General features: G+C 73.2%; 16 protein-coding genes and 1 tRNA gene. 10 read left to right on the plus strand and 7 right to left on the minus strand.

The annotated features are described in order from the left end of the window. Window positions 1-173 precede the first annotated feature (173 nt). Together E6R62_RS15330 and E6R62_RS15335 are read left to right on the plus strand one after the other, a co-directional pair. Window positions 174-2,030, plus strand: coding sequence for a tetratricopeptide repeat protein (locus tag E6R62_RS15330; RefSeq protein WP_136213963.1), 1,857 nt, complete (start codon window positions 174-176; stop codon window positions 2,028-2,030). Window positions 2,031-2,163: 133 nt separating this feature from the next. Further along, window positions 2,164-2,237: transfer RNA gene (locus E6R62_RS15335), tRNA-Met, on the plus strand. A 126-nt stretch (window positions 2,238-2,363) separates the two neighbouring features. Here E6R62_RS15335 and E6R62_RS15340 read toward each other — a convergent pair. Continuing rightward, complete coding sequence (locus E6R62_RS15340; RefSeq protein WP_136213964.1) at window positions 2,364-2,780, minus strand: Fur family transcriptional regulator; 417 nt, start codon at window positions 2,778-2,780, stop codon at window positions 2,364-2,366. Between the two features lie 129 nt (window positions 2,781-2,909). On the opposite strand from E6R62_RS15340, the gene E6R62_RS15345 reads away from it, so the two are divergent. Beyond that, window positions 2,910-4,379 (plus strand): catalase, encoded by a 1,470-nt coding sequence (locus E6R62_RS15345; RefSeq protein ID WP_136213965.1) that lies wholly within the window; start codon window positions 2,910-2,912, stop codon window positions 4,377-4,379. A gap of 126 nt (window positions 4,380-4,505) precedes the next feature. Here E6R62_RS15345 and E6R62_RS15350 read toward each other — a convergent pair whose 3' ends face one another. Both E6R62_RS15350 and hisN read right to left on the minus strand, forming a co-directional pair. After that, window positions 4,506-4,901 carry a cyclic nucleotide-binding/CBS domain-containing protein gene (locus E6R62_RS15350; protein ID WP_136213966.1) on the minus strand — a complete coding sequence of 132 codons (396 nt, stop codon included), beginning with the start codon at window positions 4,899-4,901 and terminating at the stop codon, window positions 4,506-4,508. Between the two features lie 187 nt (window positions 4,902-5,088). After that, window positions 5,089-5,892 (minus strand): histidinol-phosphatase, encoded by an 804-nt coding sequence (gene hisN, locus E6R62_RS15355; protein ID WP_136213967.1) that lies wholly within the window; start codon window positions 5,890-5,892, stop codon window positions 5,089-5,091. Between the two features lie 136 nt (window positions 5,893-6,028). Here hisN and E6R62_RS15360 point away from each other — a divergent pair, with 136 nt between their 5' ends. Further along, window positions 6,029-6,598 carry a TetR/AcrR family transcriptional regulator gene (locus tag E6R62_RS15360; RefSeq protein ID WP_136214004.1) on the plus strand — a complete coding sequence of 190 codons (570 nt, stop codon included), beginning with the start codon at window positions 6,029-6,031 and terminating at the stop codon, window positions 6,596-6,598. Here E6R62_RS15360 and E6R62_RS15365 read toward each other — a convergent pair. From E6R62_RS15365 to E6R62_RS15380, 4 genes are all read right to left on the minus strand, one after another. Beyond that, on the minus strand, window positions 6,564-6,887 hold the full coding sequence (locus tag E6R62_RS15365) for a multidrug efflux SMR transporter (protein WP_136213968.1): 324 nt from the start codon (window positions 6,885-6,887) through the stop codon (window positions 6,564-6,566). The two genes, E6R62_RS15360 and E6R62_RS15365, sit on opposite strands and share 35 nt — an antisense overlap. Before the next feature lie 125 nt (window positions 6,888-7,012). Then, window positions 7,013-8,023, minus strand: coding sequence for a ribosome small subunit-dependent GTPase A (gene rsgA, locus E6R62_RS15370; protein ID WP_136213969.1), 1,011 nt, complete (start codon window positions 8,021-8,023; stop codon window positions 7,013-7,015). Between the two features lie 8 nt (window positions 8,024-8,031). Beyond that, window positions 8,032-9,384: a 3-phosphoshikimate 1-carboxyvinyltransferase gene (aroA, locus tag E6R62_RS15375; RefSeq protein ID WP_136213970.1), complete on the minus strand. Its 1,353-nt coding sequence runs from the start codon at window positions 9,382-9,384 to the stop codon at window positions 8,032-8,034. Between the two features lie 87 nt (window positions 9,385-9,471). Next, entirely contained in the window at window positions 9,472-10,185 is a 714-nt protein-coding gene (locus tag E6R62_RS15380) for a M50 family metallopeptidase (RefSeq protein WP_136213971.1), read from the minus strand. A 53-nt stretch (window positions 10,186-10,238) separates the two neighbouring features. On the opposite strand from E6R62_RS15380, the gene E6R62_RS15385 reads away from it, so the two are divergent. From E6R62_RS15385 to E6R62_RS15410, 6 genes are all read left to right on the plus strand, one after another. Continuing rightward, window positions 10,239-11,054: an SOS response-associated peptidase gene (locus tag E6R62_RS15385; RefSeq protein ID WP_136213972.1), complete on the plus strand. Its 816-nt coding sequence runs from the start codon at window positions 10,239-10,241 to the stop codon at window positions 11,052-11,054. A 28-nt stretch (window positions 11,055-11,082) separates the two neighbouring features. After that, on the plus strand, window positions 11,083-11,790 hold the full coding sequence (locus E6R62_RS15390; protein ID WP_136213973.1) for an alpha/beta family hydrolase: 708 nt from the start codon (window positions 11,083-11,085) through the stop codon (window positions 11,788-11,790). A gap of 332 nt (window positions 11,791-12,122) precedes the next feature. Then, complete coding sequence (locus E6R62_RS15395; protein ID WP_008741505.1) at window positions 12,123-12,767, plus strand: sigma-70 family RNA polymerase sigma factor; 645 nt, start codon at window positions 12,123-12,125, stop codon at window positions 12,765-12,767. Further along, entirely contained in the window at window positions 12,764-13,066 is a 303-nt protein-coding gene (gene rsrA, locus E6R62_RS15400; RefSeq protein ID WP_136213975.1) for a mycothiol system anti-sigma-R factor, read from the plus strand. Before E6R62_RS15395 ends, rsrA begins: the two co-directional genes overlap by 4 nt. Window positions 13,067-13,257: 191 nt before the next feature. Then, window positions 13,258-14,700 carry an HD-GYP domain-containing protein gene (locus E6R62_RS15405; RefSeq protein WP_136213976.1) on the plus strand — a complete coding sequence of 481 codons (1,443 nt, stop codon included), beginning with the start codon at window positions 13,258-13,260 and terminating at the stop codon, window positions 14,698-14,700. Next, complete coding sequence (locus tag E6R62_RS15410) at window positions 14,697-15,974, plus strand: HD-GYP domain-containing protein (protein WP_136213977.1); 1,278 nt, start codon at window positions 14,697-14,699, stop codon at window positions 15,972-15,974. The genes E6R62_RS15405 and E6R62_RS15410 overlap by 4 nt, the downstream gene beginning before the upstream one ends. The last annotated feature ends 24 nt before the right edge of the window (window positions 15,975-15,998 follow it).

Below are 15,998 nucleotides of genomic sequence, written 5' to 3' on the forward strand. Positions count from 1 at the left end.
CATGTCCGGGGTTGATCGTCCGGGGGAACACGGCGATCACGAGGTCACTGGGGCGGGTGAGTTGGGGTGGGAGCGTGTTTGACTTGTCTCTCTGTGGGCATGTCGACAAAACGCTGTAGTGACCTCACTGGCTGCGACATACCAGGTGTACGCGGGTAGCAGGTGATGCGACGATGGGATTTATGGGGGACAGGTCAACTCTGCTGGAGACAGGGCGGTTTGTGAGGTCGGAGGTCGAGTCGGGCAGGGAAGCCGAGAAGGGGGCTCAGACCGTTAACGCGCAGACCGCATTGACCGATGCGGATTTCGCGGACGAGGCGTTCGTCGAAACCGACGTGGCCAGTGACGCGGAGCTGGAGGCCCGGCACCGCGTGGCCGCCGACAAGGGGGACCCGGGCGCCATGAGCGTGCTCGGGGCGTTGCTGCTGCGCCGGGGCGACCTGGCCGGGGCCGAACCGTACCTGCGGGGCGCCACCGCCGAGGGGGACCGCGCCGCCGCCAACAACCTCGGGGTGCTGCTGCACCAGCGCGGCTACCCCGACGAGGCCGCCGGCTGGTGGCGGGTCGCCGCCGTCGCGGGTTCCGCACCGGCCGCGCACGCGCTGGGCCGGCACTACCGCGAGCGGGGCGACGAGCCGGCGGCCGAGTACTGGATGCGCCAGGCGGCGGAATCCGGCCACGCCCTCGGCGCCTACGGACTGGCCGACCTGCTGGAACACCGCGGGGACAAGGGCGTCGAGCGCTGGTTCCGCGCCGCGGCGGAGCAGGGGCACCGCGAAGCCGCGTACCGGTTGGCCCGGCACCTGAGGAAGGGCGACCCCGTCGAGGCCGAGCAGTGGTACCGGCAGGCCGCCGCGCGCGGCCACCGCAGGGCCGCGCTGCACCTGGGCGCGCTGCTGGAGGCCCGGGGGGAACTGAAGGAGGCGGGGCGCTGGTACCTGACCTCGGCGAAGCAGGGGGAGGCGCGTGCCGCGTGCGCCCTCGGCTTCCTGCTGCGCGACGCGGGGGACGAGGAGAGCGCGGCCGCCTGGTGGCGCCGGGCCGCCGAGGACGGCGACGGCAACGCGGCCAACGCCCTGGGCGCCCTGCACGCGGCCCGCGGCGAGACCCAGACGGCCGAGAAGTGGTACCGGGTCGCCACGGACGCGGGCGACCACAACGGGGCGTACAACCTCGCCTTGCTGTGCGCCGCGCAGGAGCGGACGGCGCAGGCCGAGCAGTGGTACCGCCGGGCGGCCTACGCGGGCCACCGCGAGGCGGCCAACGCCCTCGCGATCCTGCTGCTCCAGGGCGGGGACGCGGAGGGCGCCGAACCGTGGTTCTCCAAGGCGGCCGAGGCGGGCAGCGTGGACGCCGCCTTCAACCTCGGCATCCTGTTCGCCAGCCGGGACGAGGACCGCACGGCGCTGAAATGGTACGAGCGGGCCGCGTCGGCCGGGCACACCGACGCCGCGCTCCAGGTCGGCATCGCCCTGGTGCGCGACGGCGAGGAACGGGCGGCGGAGCGGCACCTGCGCTGCGCGGCGGGCGGCGGCAGCGCGGAGGCGGCGTTCAGGCTGGCCGCGCTGCTGGAGTCGCTGGCCCCGCCGCCGGAGCCGGTGGCGCTGGGCGAGCCGCTCGGCGGGGTCGAGCGCACCGAGAGCGAGGAGTGGTACGAGCGTGCCGCCGAGCAGGGCCACCGGCGGGCGCAGGTCCGGGTCGGGATGCTGGCGGCGGCGCGGGGCGACCTCGCGGCGGCGGCGCGCTGGTACCGGGAGGCGGCGGAGGCCGGCTCGCGGAACGGGGCCTTCAACCTGGGGCTGCTGCTGGCCCGGGAAGGGAACGAACCGGAGGCGGCGCTCTGGTGGACGCGGGCGGCGGTGGCCGGGCACGGCCGGGCGGCGCTGCGGCTGGGGCTGCTGGCGGCGCGCCAGGGGGACCTGAACGAGGGGCAGAAGTGGTGCGTGCGGGCCATGGAGTTGGGGCCGGCGGAGGTGTCGGGGCGGGCGGCGAGGCTGCGGGACGCGTTGGCGGAGGAACTGTCGGCCTAGCCCCCGGCCGGGGGCGCGCGAGGCCGTCGGGCGCGGGTGTGCGCACATCCGGTGCGGCCGGATCGGCCCCGATCGCCGAACGTTAAGCGATTTGCATCTGCCGGGTGGCGTCGCGTACAGTCAGGTTTACCGACGCGGGGTGGAGCAGCTCGGTAGCTCGCTGGGCTCATAACCCAGAGGTCGCAGGTTCAAATCCTGTCCCCGCTACTCAAGTCCGAAGGCCCGGATCTCCTGGAGATCCGGGCCTTCGGCGTTTGCCTCTGAGAACGGCGCGAAAAGAAGCGGGCCCCGGAGCCGGTGAAAGCTCGGGGCCCGCCGCGTCCGGTACCGGGTCTAGGCGCCCGCGCAGTTCGGGCACACCCCGCGGTAGGTCACCTCGACCGTCGAGACCACGAAGCCGAAGCGTTCGGCGTCCGGCAGGTCGGCCAGCGGGTCGCCCGCCGGGTGGACGTCGCGGATCGCGCCGCACTGGGCGCACACCAGGTGCTGGTGCGCACGGTGGGCGTTGGGGTCGTACCGCTTGGCGCGGCGGTCCGTGGACACCTCCAGCACCTCGCCGAGGCTGACCAGCTCGCCCAGGGTGTTGTACACCGTCGCCCGGGAGATCTCCGGCAGCTTGGCCACCGCGCGCGCGTGTACCTCGTCGGCCGTCAGGTGAACGTGGTCACCGTCGAGCACCTCGGCCACGACGCGCCGCTGTGCGGTCATGCGCCATCCGCGTCCGCGAAGTCGTTCCAGCAGGTCACTCATACACCCCAGCGTAACAGCGCGGGGATTCGGTGTAACTCCCGAACCGGTTCGGACTTAGATGATTGCTTGACTTAGACAATGTCTATTATAGGATCGGCTCTGGCAGAAGCCGAGGACAGGACACGCAGGATGACGCAGGAGGCGCACGTGACGCAGGGACCGCTCACCACGGAGGCCGGGGCACCGGTCGCCGACAACCAGAACAGTGAGACCGCCGGCGTCGGTGGGCCCGTGCTCGTCCAGGACCAGCTCCTCTTGGAGAAGCTCGCCCACTTCAACCGCGAGCGCATCCCGGAGCGGGTCGTGCACGCCCGCGGCGCCGGTGCGTACGGCACCTTCACGCTCACGCGGGACGTCTCGCAGTGGACCCGCGCGAAGTTCCTGTCCGAGGTCGGCAAGCAGACCGAGACGTTCCTGCGCTTCTCCACCGTCGCCGACAGCCTCGGCGGCGCCGACGCCCGTCGGGACCCGCGCGGCTGGGCGCTGAAGTTCTACACCGAAGAGGGCAACTACGACCTCGTCGGCAACAACACGCCCGTCTTCTTCATCCGTGACGCGATCAAGTTCCCCGACTTCATCCACACGCAGAAGCGCGACCCGTACACCGGCTCGCAGGAAGCCGACAACGTGTGGGACTTCTGGGGCCTGAGCCCCGAGTCCACCCACCAGGTGACCTGGCTCTTCGGCGACCGTGGCATCCCGGCCTCCTACCGCCACATGGACGGCTTCGGCTCGCACACCTTCCAGTGGAACAACGAGGCCGGCGAGGTCTTCTGGGTCAAGTACCACTTCAGGACCGACCAGGGGATCAAGAACCTCACCCAGTCCGAGGCCAACCGGCTCGCCGGTGAGGACCCCGACTCGCACCAGCGCGACCTGCGCGAGGCCATCGAGCGCGGCGACTTCCCGAGCTGGACCGTGCAGGTCCAGATCATGCCGGCGGCCGAGGCGGCCGAGTACCGCTTCAACCCGTTCGACCTCACCAAGGTGTGGCCGCACGCGGACTACCCGCCGATCGAGATCGGCAAGCTGGAGCTCAACCGCAACCCGGAGAACATCTTCGCCGAGGTCGAGCAGAGCATCTTCAGCCCGGCCCACTTCGTCCCCGGCATCGGTCCGTCCCCGGACAAGATGCTCCAGGGTCGTCTCTTCGCGTACGGCGACGCCCACCGCTACCGCGTCGGCATCAACGCCGACCACCTGCCGGTGAACCGTCCGCACGCGACCGAGGCGCGCACCCACTCCCGTGACGGCGCCCTCTACGACGGCCGCCACAAGGGCGCGAAGAACTACGAGCCGAACAGCTTCGGCGGTCCCTTCCAGACGGACCGTCCGCTGTGGCAGTCCGTCCCGCTGACCGGCGGCACCGGCAACCACGCCACCGCGGTGCACCGCGAGGACAACGACTTCGTCCAGGCGGGCAACCTCTACCGCCTGATGTCGGAGGACGAGCGGGGCCGTCTGATCGAGAACCTCGCCGGCTTCATCGCCAAGGTCTCCCGTGACGACATCGTCGACCGCGCGATCAACAACTTCCGCCAGGCGGACGGCGACTTCGGCAAGCGGCTGGACGCCGCGGTCCAGGCCCTCCGCGGCTGAGACGGATCGCTTGCCGTGGCGATACGACGGGCCGGCACTCCTCGGAGTACCGGCCCGTCGGCGTGCGTACGGACGCGCGGGGTACGGCGCTCCGGTACAGGGCCGCGGGGACGCGGCGGTACGGCGCTACGCGGGGACGGCGCTGCGCCGCGCCGGCACCCAGCAGCGGATGACGTCACGCACCGAGACGATGCCCACGGGGCCGCCGTCCTCCAGCACGATCAGATGCCGGAAACCGCCGTGCGCCATGGCCTCGGCGGCCTCCTGGACCGTGGCATCGGGGGTGCAGAAGACGACGTTGTTGGTGGTGTGCGCGCCCACGGACTCCCGGTCGGGGTCGTGGCCCGCGCCGAGGGAGTTGAGGATGTCGCGCTCGGTCAGAATGCCGACACCGCTGTGGTCGGGATCGAGGACGACGGCCGCGCCGACGCGCCGGCCGGACATCAGGCAGGCCGCCTGTCGAAGGGTGTGTGCGGGTCCGAGGGTGAGGATCACGGTGCTCATGGCGTCACGGACGAGCATGAAGAGAGCCACCTCCTGGGTGTGTCCCCCGCACGGGTAGGCGCCGGGTGACGGAGCCGCCTCAAGAGAAGAGCTTCACAAGCGCACAAGCGGAGGAGTCCCAGGTTCCCACGTGTACGCAGGGTCATCAAGAGGGCGCGCTCGGCAACACCCGCCCGGCCGAGCGCACCGACGGCGCGTCAGGGTCTCAGGGGCGCGGGCGCAGGCGCGCCAGCATCTCCTCGTGCAGCAGGCCGTTCGAGGCGGCCGCGTTGCCGCCGTGCACGCCGTCGACGCCGTCCAGGCCGGTGAAGCGGCCGCCCGCCTCCTCGACGACGACGGCGATGGCGGCCATGTCCCAGAGGTTCAGCTCCGGCTCGGCGCACACGTCCAAGGAGCCCTCCGCGACCATCATGTAGGGCCAGAAGTCGCCGTAGGCCCGGGTGCGCCAGCAGGCGCGGGTCAGGTCCAGGAAGCCGGGCAGCCGGCCCTGCTCCTCCCAGCCCGACAGCGAGGAGTAGGCGAAGGACGCGTCACCCAGCGTCGCCACCTTCGAGACGCCGATCGCCGTGGTCTCGCCGAGCGCGCCGCCCGCCCAGGCGCCGCTGCCCTTCGCCGCCCACCAGCGGCGGCCCAGCGCCGGCGCCGAGACGACCCCGACCACCGGACGGAACACCCCGTCGGCGCCCTCGGCCATCAGCGAGATCAGCGTCGCCCACACGGGGACGCCCCGCACGTAGTTCTTCGTGCCGTCGATCGGATCGACGACCCAGCGGCGCGGGCCGTCGCCCTTGAGCCCGTACTCCTCGCCCAGGATGGCGTCATCGGGCCGCGCGGCCAGGATTCCGGCCCGGATGATCTCCTCGGCGGCCTTGTCGGCCTCGCTCACCGGGGTCATGTCCGGCTTCGTCTCCACCTGGAGGTCGAGGGCGCGGAAGCGCTGCGTGGTGGCCGCGTCCGCGGCGTCGGCGAGTTCGAGGGCGAGGCGGAGGTCATCGTCATACTCGGGCATGCCCGAACAGTATCGAGACGGCGGCCGACCGGCGAACGCCGTCCACGGTACGGCCGACGGGCGCCCTTGACAGGATCTGGCGCCCCGTCAACTCTGGCGGAAAGGCGGGCGGGGGAGGGGAGTGGGGGAGGCCACGATGGCGGCGGCGCGGGAGTCCTTGCTGGAAGCGGCGGGAGCGGCGCTGACGGCGCGCGCCTGGCCCGCCGTGCGGATGGTCGAGGTGGCGGCGGCGGCCGGGGTGTCCCGGCAGACCCTCTACAACGAGTTCGGCGGGAAGGCGGGCCTCGGGCGCGCCCTGGTCCGCCGGGAGGCCGACTGGTACCTCGCGGGCGTGGAGCGCGCTTTACAGGCGCCCGCGGCGACCGCCGAGCGGCTGGCGGGGGTGGCCGAGTGGACCGTACGGGCGGCCCGCGCGCGTCCCCTCGTACGGGCCCTGCTCACCGGGGCGTGGACCGGCGGTCTGCCCGCCCCGCCCGGGCGGGCGGCCCGGCCCGGCGTGCCGGCGCTCGGGCCCGGCGACCTGGTGCGCGCCGTCCGCGACCGGGCGGCCGCCGCGCTCCCGGCGGAGCCGGCGCACCGGTGCGAGCTGGTCGTACGGCTCGCGCTGTCCTACGTGATAGCCCCGGGCACACCGGGGGAGGAGTCGGCCGCGGCCGATCTGCTCGGTTTGGTCAGTGCGCCGAACCGGACAGCTGGAGCCCGATGACGCCGAGGATGACCAGCGAGATCGAGACGAGTTTCAGGGTGGAGACGAGGTCGCCGAGGAAGACCATGCCGTAGATGGCCGTGCCGGCGGCCCCGATGCCGGTCCACACGGCGTACGCCGGGCCCACGTCGAGCTTCTTGAGCGAAAGGGTCAGCAGGCCGAAGCTGCCGAGCGCGAACGACGCGAAGGCGATCGTGGGCCACAGCCGGGTGAACCCGTGCGAGAGCTTGAGGCACACCGCGAAACCGGTCTCCAAGATCCCGGCGACCACGACCAGCAGCCACGCCATGGCATATGCCTCCCCGCGTCCCGCGTCACGTGACGTCGCGTCACCTGGTGCGATTATGCATTTATCCCGACGCGATCTTCGGCAAACACGAGCGTCCCGCCGGGACGGCGGGACGCCCGCCGCGGTCAGTCGCCCTCGCGGCGCTCCCGCGTCTCCAGCAGTCGCCGCAGCGAGTACAGCCGCGCCGGGTCCGCGTGGCCCTCCTCGACCCACCGGTCGAGCGCGCAGTCGGGCTCGTCGTGGCTGCACGCGCGGGGGCACTCCTCCGTACCCCCCACCAGGTCGGGGAAGGCCAGGATCACCCGGGACGGATCGACGTGGTGCAGACCGAAGGAGCGCACGCCGGGGGTGTCGATGACCCACCCGTCACCGCCGGGCAGCGGCAGCGCGAGGGCGGAGGTGGTGGTGTGCCGACCCCGGCCGGTGACCGCGTTGACGTGACCGGTCGCGCGCTGGCGGCCCTCGGCGACCAGCGAGTTGACCAGGGTGGTCTTGCCGACCCCCGAGTGGCCGACGAAGGCGGTGATCCGTCCGTTCAGCCGCTCGCGCACCCGGTCGGCCGCGTCGCCGGTCGCCAACTCCTCGCGGTTGGTCACGACGTAGTTCACCCCGAGCGTCGAGTAGATCTCCAGGATCTTGTCCGCGGAGGTCAGGTCCGACTTGGTGAGAACCAGCAGCGGCTCCAGCCCGGCGTCGTACGCGGCCACCAGACAGCGGTCGATCATGCGCGGCCGCGGCTCCGGGTCGGCCAGCGCCGTCACGATGGCCAACTGGTCGGCGTTGGCGACGACCACCCGCTCGTACGGGTCGTCGTCGTCCGCGGTGCGCCGCAGGACCGACTTGCGTTCCTCGATCCGTACGATCCGGGCGAGGGTGTCCTTCTTTCCGGACAGGTCACCGACGATCCAGACCCGGTCGCCGACCACCGCCGCCTTGCGGCCCAGTTCGCGGGCCTTCATCGCGTGCACCGCGCGGTCCCCGACCAGGCAGGTGAGCCGGCCCCGGTCGACGGTCAGGACGAAGCCCTCGGCCGCGTCCTCGTGCTTGGGTCGGATGTTCGTACGCGGCCGGTTGCCCTTGGGGTTGGGGCGCGAGCGGATGTCGTCTTCGTCGGTGTGCTTGCCGTACCTGCGCATGACGGGCCCTACGCTCCCGCGCCCCGCGGCGCTTGGCCGAGCATGCCGGCCCACATCGCCGGGAAGTCCGGCAGGGTCTTCGCGGTCGTCGCCACGTTCTCGATCAGTACGCCCTCCACCGCCAGGCCGATCACCGCGCCGGCCGTCGCCATCCGGTGGTCGTCGTACGTGTGGAACACGCCTCCGTGCAGCGGGCGCGGGCGGATGCGCAGGCCGTCCTCGGTCTCGGTGACATCGCCGCCGAGGGCGTTGATCTCCGCCGTGAGCGCCGCCAGTCGGTCGGTCTCGTGCAGCCGCAGGTGGCGTACGCCTCGCAGGACGGACTCGGAGTCCGCCAGCGCCGCGACCGCCGCGATGCCCGGGGTCAACTCGCCGACCTCGCCCAAGTCCACGTCGATACCGTGGATCTTGCCGCCGCCGGTGAAGACCAGGCCCGCGTCGGTCAGCTCGCAGGAGCCGCCCATCTCGGTGAAGATCCGGCGCAGCGCGTCGCCGGGCTGCGTGGTGCGGCGCGGCCAGTCGGGGACGGTCACCGTGCCACCGGTGATCAGCGCCGCCGCCATGAAGGGCTGGGCGTTGGAGAGATCCGGCTCGACGACCAGGTCACGGCCGAGGAGCGCGCCCGGGGTGACCCGCCACACGTTCTTCTCGCCGCCCGCCTCGGGGGTGTCGACCTGGGCGCCCGCCGCGCGCAGCATCTCCACCGTCATCCGGATGTGCGGCATGGAGGGCAGGGTGTCGCCGATGTGGCGGACCTCCACGCCCTGGTTGAAGCGCGGCGCGGAGAGCAGCAGCGCCGAGACGAACTGCGAGGAGTTCGAGGCGTCGATCTCGACGGTCCCGCCCTCCAGCGCCCCGCCGCCCTGCACGGTCAGGGGCAGCGCGCCCCGGCCGTCGTCGTCGATCCGGGCGCCGAGGACGCGCAGGGCGTCGATGACCTCGCCCAGCGGGCGCTCGTAGGAGCGCGGGTCGCCGTCGAAACGGATGTCGCCCGAGGCGAGGGTGGCGACGGGCGGCAGGAAGCGCATGACCGTGCCCGCGTTGCCGACGTCGACGGTGGCCGGGCCGTGCAGGGCCGCCGGGATGACCCGCCAGGCCTCCCCGCCCGCGCCCCCGCCGGCGGAGCTGGAGGAGACGGTCTCCTCGATGCCGACTCCCATCGCCCGCAGGGCGTCCGACATCAGCTGGGAGTCGCGCGAGCGCAGCGGGCGGCGCACCCAGCCCGGCTCGGAGGCCAGCGCGGCGAGTACGAGGGCCCGGTTGGTGACCGACTTGGAGCCCGGCACGGTGACGGTGGCGTGGACGGGGCCGTCCGCGAGCGGGGCGGGCCAGAGGGCGTGGGGCGCGGGGGTCTCGGTCATGGCCTCCACTTTAGTGGCTTCGCCCAGGCCCAGAGCGTGGCCGGGGGCCGTTCGGGGGCCCGCCGCGGGCACGTCACCGGGGCAGTCTCAGAGGCCGAGAAGCCAGCGCGCCCCGCCGATGAGCGCGCACAGCGCGACGGCGTGGAAGAACAACAGCCAGACCACCGGATGGACGTGGGTGAGGCGCCCCAGTTGGTCGGCGTCGGAGTCCGGGGCGCCGCCGTGGCGGCGCTTGACCTGGAGCTCGAACACCGGCCGGACCCCGCCCAACAGCAGGAACCACACCACCCCGTACGCGAACACCGCCTGCACCTCGGCCGGGGTCAGCCAGGACACCAGCACGAAGACCCCGCCGGTCAGCACCACCGTGAGCAGACCGTACGCGTTGCGGATCATCACCAGCATCGCGAGCAGCAGGGCGGTCGCGGCCCACAGCAGCAGCGTGATCCGGTGCGCCGAGAGCAGGGCGGCCCCACCGAGCCCGAGCAGCGAGGGCGCCGTGTACCCGGCGGCTGCGGTCAGCACCATCCCGAGCCCACTGGGCTTGCCGCGACTGACGGTGACGCCGCTGGTGTCGGAGTGCAGCCGGATGCCGTCGAGCCGGCGCCCGGTCAGCAGCGCCAGCAACCCGTGGCCGCCCTCGTGGGCGATGGTGATCGCGTTCCGGGACAGTCGCCACACCGGCCGGGGCGCCACGGCCGCCAGCGCCGCGAGCCCCGTCGCGGCCACCAACCACCAGGCGGGCTCGGCCTGTATGCCGCTCAGCCGGTCCCACAGACCGGCCGTCATCGTGCTGTCCATGGAGTGGCGGACTCCTTGCGGTAGGGGGAGAGGGCCATGGCAGTGTGTCAGCCATGTGCGGAAGGTATGCAGCGAGCCGGGCGCCCGAGGAGCTGGCGCGGATCTTCGGCGTCGAGCGGTGGGAGCCCGAGGAGACCCTGGCCCCCGATTTCAACGTGGCGCCGACGAAGGAGGTCCACGTCGTCCTCGACCGTCCTGTGAAGGACGCGCCGAGCCGCCGTCCGGTTCGACAGCTGCGCGTGCTGAGGTGGGGGCTCGTCCCCTCCTGGGCGAACGGCCCCGAGGGCGCCGCCCGGATGATCAACGCGAGGGCCGAGACGGTCGCCGAGAAGCCGTCCTTCCGCCGCCCCTTCGCGCAGCGCCGCTGCATCGTCCCCGCCGACGGCTACTTCGAGTGGGTCACCGCCCACGACGAGCGGCAGCTTGAGGTCGAGGGGAAGAAGAAGCGGGCGCGCAAGCAGCCGTACTTCGTGCTCCCCGCCGACGGAACCGCCTTCGCCATGGCCGGCATATACGAGTTCTGGCGCGACCGGACCCTGCCCGACGAGCACCCGAACGCCTGGTGGGCGACCTGCTCGGTGATCACCACGGAGGCCGAGAACGGACCGCTGGCCGTGGCGCCCGAGGAAGGCCCCCGCTCGCTGGCCGACATCCACCCCCGGATGCCGCTGATGTTGACCCCCGACAAGTGGGACCCCTGGCTGGACCCGGCCCGCACGGACGCGGACGAGCTCCGGGCGCTGCTGGAACCGCCGCCCGGCGGGCTGATGCGGGCCTACCCGGTCTCCACCGCCGTGAGCAACGTGCGCAACAACGGGCCGGAGCTGCTGACCGAACTCGCCGCGCCGGAAGAGGCCACGCTCTTCTGAGGCCCTCGCCGCGCGGCATGATCGGCCCATGACCACGCGTACCGAAAGCGTCGACACCCCGGCCGGCGAGGCCCGCGTCACCTGGCACCCCGCCGACGCGGCCCGGCTCGTACTCGCCGTCGGCCACGGGGCGGGGGGCGGGATCGAGGCCCGCGACCTCCAGGCACTGGCCGCCGCCCTGCCCGGCCGGGGGATCACCGTCGCGCTGGTGGAACAACCCTGGCGGGTCGCCGGGAAGAAGGTCGCCGCCGCGCCCAAGGTGCTGGACGAGGGGTGGCGCGCCCTGTGGCCCGCCCTGCTCGCGGCGGGCCCGCCCGTCGTCGCCGGCGGCCGCAGCGCCGGGGCCCGGGTGGCGTGCCGGACCGCCGCCGGGCTGGGCGCGGCGGGGGTGCTGGCCCTGGCGTTCCCGCTGCACCCGCCGGGCCGGCCCGAGAAGTCCCGGGCCGAGGAACTGCTGGGCGCCGGACGGCCCACCCTGGTGGTCCAAGGCGGCCGGGACCCCTTCGGGCACCCGGACGAGTTCCCGCCGGCCGGCTCCGGCTCCGGCCTCGACCCGGGCCTCGACCCGGCCCCCGGCGCCCGGCCGGGCCCGCGGACCCCGTACGAACTGGTCGCCGTCCCGCACGGCGACCACGGCTTCGCGGTGCCGAAGCGGGCGGACGTGACCCAGGCCGAGACCCTCGCCGCGATCACCGGCGCCGTGGCCGAGTGGCTCGACCGGCTCCCGCTCCGATAGCGATCTGACGGATTCCCGGGTGATCCGGCTCACTCCTCGCCGACAGGCCGCCCGCGGCGGCCCGCCGGGCGGGTGAACCCTTGTCCCGCCCGGGAATGCGGCGCCCGGGCACGTCGTTAACCGGGTGTCGGTACGCACGGGAACGTTCGTCGGAGGAGAGGGAGCGCATGACCCAGGTCATCAGCCAGAACCGTCGGCAGGCCGCTGACCTGGACTGGACGGTGCTGCCCGCACCCAAGCGCGGGACGCTTCGGGCGGCGGAGGCCCGGGAAGGTCGACTATTCTCCGATTCGAGCGGATCCGCTTTCGGAGCCGCCACGCTGTCGGAGGAGGTGGGTCCTGTCGCTGGGACCGACGAAGGCCACGCGGAGGAGACGACCCCGGAGCGCAACGCGCGCTTCGAGCGGGACGCCCTCGGCTACCTCGACCAGATGTACTCCGCCGCGCTGCGCATGACGCGCAACCCGGCCGACGCCGAGGACCTGGTCCAGGAGACGTACGCGAAGGCGTACGCGTCCTTCCACCAGTTCCGCGAGGGCACCAACCTCAAGGCGTGGCTGTACCGCATCCTGACCAACACCTTCATCAACTCCTACCGCAAGAAGCAGCGCGAACCCCAGCGCAGCGCGGCGGAGGAGATCGAGGACTGGCAGTTGGCGCGTGCCGAGTCGCACATGTCCACCGGACTGCGGTCCGCCGAATCGCAGGCGCTCGACCACCTGCCCGATTCGGACGTGAAGGAGGCGCTCCAGGCCATTCCGGAGGAGTTCCGCATCGCGGTCTATCTCGCCGACGTAGAGGGCTTTGCGTACAAGGAGATCGCGGACATCATGGGTACACCCATCGGTACGGTCATGTCCCGACTGCACCGTGGCCGCCGTCAACTCCGCGGAATGCTGGAGGACTACGCCCGCGAGCGCGGGCTGGTCCCCGCCGGAGCGGGAGAGTCGAACGACCTGAAAGGCTCGGGCTCATGAGCTGCGGAGAGCCGCACGAGACGGAGTGCGCCGAGGTCCTGGACCACCTTTACGAGTTCCTGGACCACGAGATGCCCGACAGCGACTGCACCAAGTTCGAGACCCACTTCGGCGAGTGCAATCCCTGTCTGGAGAAGTACGGCCTGGAGCAGGCCGTGAAGAAGCTGGTCAAGCGCTGCTGCGGGTCGGACGACGTGCCCAGCGACCTGCGCTCGAAGGTCATGGGACGGATCGAGCTGATCCGTTCAGGACAGGCCGTCCCAGATCACGACGTCACCGCGGGCCCCGCCCCCGGCTGAGTCGCCCCGGCCGCGCCTGAGACGACCGCCCCCGGAGAACCCCTTCGTTCACTCGAAGGTGCTAATCCGGGGGCGTCCGTATGCCCCGATGCGCGAATGCCGCCCGCCACGCCGCGGGCCCCACCTATTCTCCCCTTCCGGTACCGGTCGGATTCGGTGCCGGCCCGGCCCGGTGCAGGGAGGAGGGTGCGATGCGGGTACTTCCGCCGGGAGCGCGCGCCTTGATCCTGTGCGCCGTGCTCGCCGCCTGTGGGTGTGTCGCCCCGGCCCTCACGGATTCCGCGACGCCGTGGCCGGCCGTGGCCTTGCTCGGCGTCCTGTGCCTCGGGTGCGAACTCCTCAGGAGCTGCCGGTTGCTCGGGAGCCGTATGCCCGAGGGCATGGGAGCCTTCTTCCCCGTGGTGCTCGCCGCCGTGTACCTCCTGCCGCCGGCGGCCGCCGCGCTCGTGGCGGTGCCCGCCGCGCTCGCCGCCCCCGTGGTGCAACGGCCCGTGTGGGTGCGCCGGATCTGGCACGCGGCCCAGCAGGCGACCGCCGCCCGGGTGGCCGCGCAGGTCTACGGCCTGCTGGGCGGCCCCGCCACGCTCGGTGGCGCGGGACCCGGCGCCACCGATGCCCGGGTGGCGGACTTCCCGTACGCCGTGGTGCCCGCCGGGGCCGCCGCCGTCGTCTTCTGCCTGATGCTCACCGCCCTCGACGCGGCCGTCCTGGCCGCCGCCGAACGCCGCCCCGCGATCACCGGCCGGCGCGGACTGCCGGCCACCTCGTCCGGGGGGACCGCCGGCCTCGCCCCGTACTGCGTCCACGGTCTGGCCGGGCTGATGATGGCCGTGATGTGGCGCAGCCCCTTCGGGTTGCCGGCCGCGCTGCTGGTCCTGCTGCCGATGTACATCTCCTGCTGGGTCTTCGCCCAGTACACCCGCGAGCGCGCCGCGCACCAGGCCACGATCCGGGCGCTGGTGCAGGCCGTCGACATCAAGGACCGCTACACCCGCGGGCACAGCGAACGCGTCGGGCAGGCCTCGGCGATGATCGCCCGCGAGCTGGGCATGGCCGACGACCGGATGGAAGTCGTCCGGATCGCGGGAATCCTGCACGACGTGGGCAAGCTCGGCGTCCCCACCCGGCTGCTGCGCAAGGACGGGCCGCTGACCCCCGAGGAGCGGCGGGTCGTCGAACTGCATCCCGAGTACGGGCACGAGATGGTGCGCGGCATCGGCTTCCTCGGCGAGGCCCGGTCCGCGATCCTGCACCACCACGAGCGGGTCGACGGCACCGGGTACCCGTACGGGCTGGCCGGGGAACAGATCCCGGTGCTGGCGAGGGTGGTGGCGGTGGCCGACTCCTTCGACGCGATGACCTCGACCCGCTCCTACAGCCGGGCCCGGCCGGTCCCCGTCGCCCTGGCCGAGCTGGAACGCTGCGCGGGGGCGCAGTTCGACCCGGCCATGGTGCGGGCCCTGGTCGACGCCATCGGGCGGCACGGCTGGCACCCGGTGGTGACCTCGGACGACGACGTCCGGGTGGTGGTCCCACGCGGCGGCGCGACCGCCCCGGCGCCCTCCTCCGCCCCCTCCTCGGCCTCCTCCTCCGCCCCCGCCCCGCCGGGCCGGGGCGCCGGAGGCGGGGCGTGAGGGCCGGCGCCGCCCGTGCCGTACGGGCGGCGGCCGCGCTGCTCACCCTCGCGGCGCTCGGCCACACCCTGTGGAACGGGGTGGTGGAGGGCGGCACCGCCCTCGCGTTCGGAGTCCTCATCGGCATCGGCGAGCTCGCCCGCAGCGACCACCGCGACGCCGCCGGCGCCGTCCCGGCCGAGGACCGCAGGCCCGCGCCCCTGGGCTCCGCCGGCGCCCTCGCCTACGCGCTGCTCGGCCGGGCCGCCGGGCAGCCCACGCACCACGGGGTGCTCCAGGTCGTCGCGGTCGTCGTCGCCGCGGCCCTCGTCGGGATCGTCCCGCACATCGCCCGGGGCCACGGGCCCGCGTTCGACCACGTGGCCCGACGGGTGCTGACCGTCGCCTTCGCCGCCGTCTGCTTCCAGCCGCTGTACAACTCCGGCCGGCTGGAGGGCCGGGTGGGACAGGGCCCCTACCTGGTGCTGTTCCTGGTGCTGCTGCTCGGTCTCACCGCCTTGTGCGACGCCGTGCTCGCCGCCGCGCTGGCGGGGGCCCGCACCGGCCGGCCCTACTGTTCCCTGCTCCGCGACGAGCTGCGCGCGCCGGCCGGGATCGGGTCGGCGATCTGCGCCACCGGCCTGGTGATGGCGCTGGGGACGGCCGTCGCCGGGCTGTGGGCGCTGCCCGTGTTCAGCGTGCCGCTGCTGCTGACGCAGATGTCCTTCCACCGGATCACCGCCGTCCGCACCACCTACCGGCAGACCATCACCTCCCTCGCCCGGGCCACCGAGATCGCCGGCTGCACCCGCCCGGGACACTCCCGTCGGGTGGCGTCCCTGAGCTGCGCCGTCGGTCGGGAGCTGGGGCTCTCGGAACGCGAGCTCACCGTGCTGGAGTACGCCGCGCTGATGCACGACATCGGCCAGCTCTCGCTCGTCGACCCCGTCCCGGCCGGGGCGACGGCCCGGCTGCCCGCCGCCGAGGCCCGCCGGATCGCGGTGCTCGGCGGGGAGGTGGCCCGGCAGACCGGGGTGCCCCCGGAGGTCGCCGTCGTGGTGGAGCGCCAGGCGGACCCCTACCGGGAGCAGCCCGTGGCCGCGCGGATCGTGCGCGCCGTGAACGCGTACGACGACCTGTGCGGCGGGGAGGGTCACCCGGGCGGCTCACTGGCCGCCCTGGAACGGCTGCGGCTCGGGACGGGACGCGACTTCCAGCCGGAGGTCGTCGAGTGCCTGGCGAGGGTTCTGGCCGGGGACGGGCGGACCGGAGTCGGCCCGCTCCCACCTGGGTAACCCATGGGTAATGAGCGGCCGTCC

Source organism: Streptomyces sp. A1136 (genome assembly GCF_004795055.1).
Classification (GTDB): Bacteria; Actinomycetota; Actinomycetes; order Streptomycetales; family Streptomycetaceae; genus Streptomyces.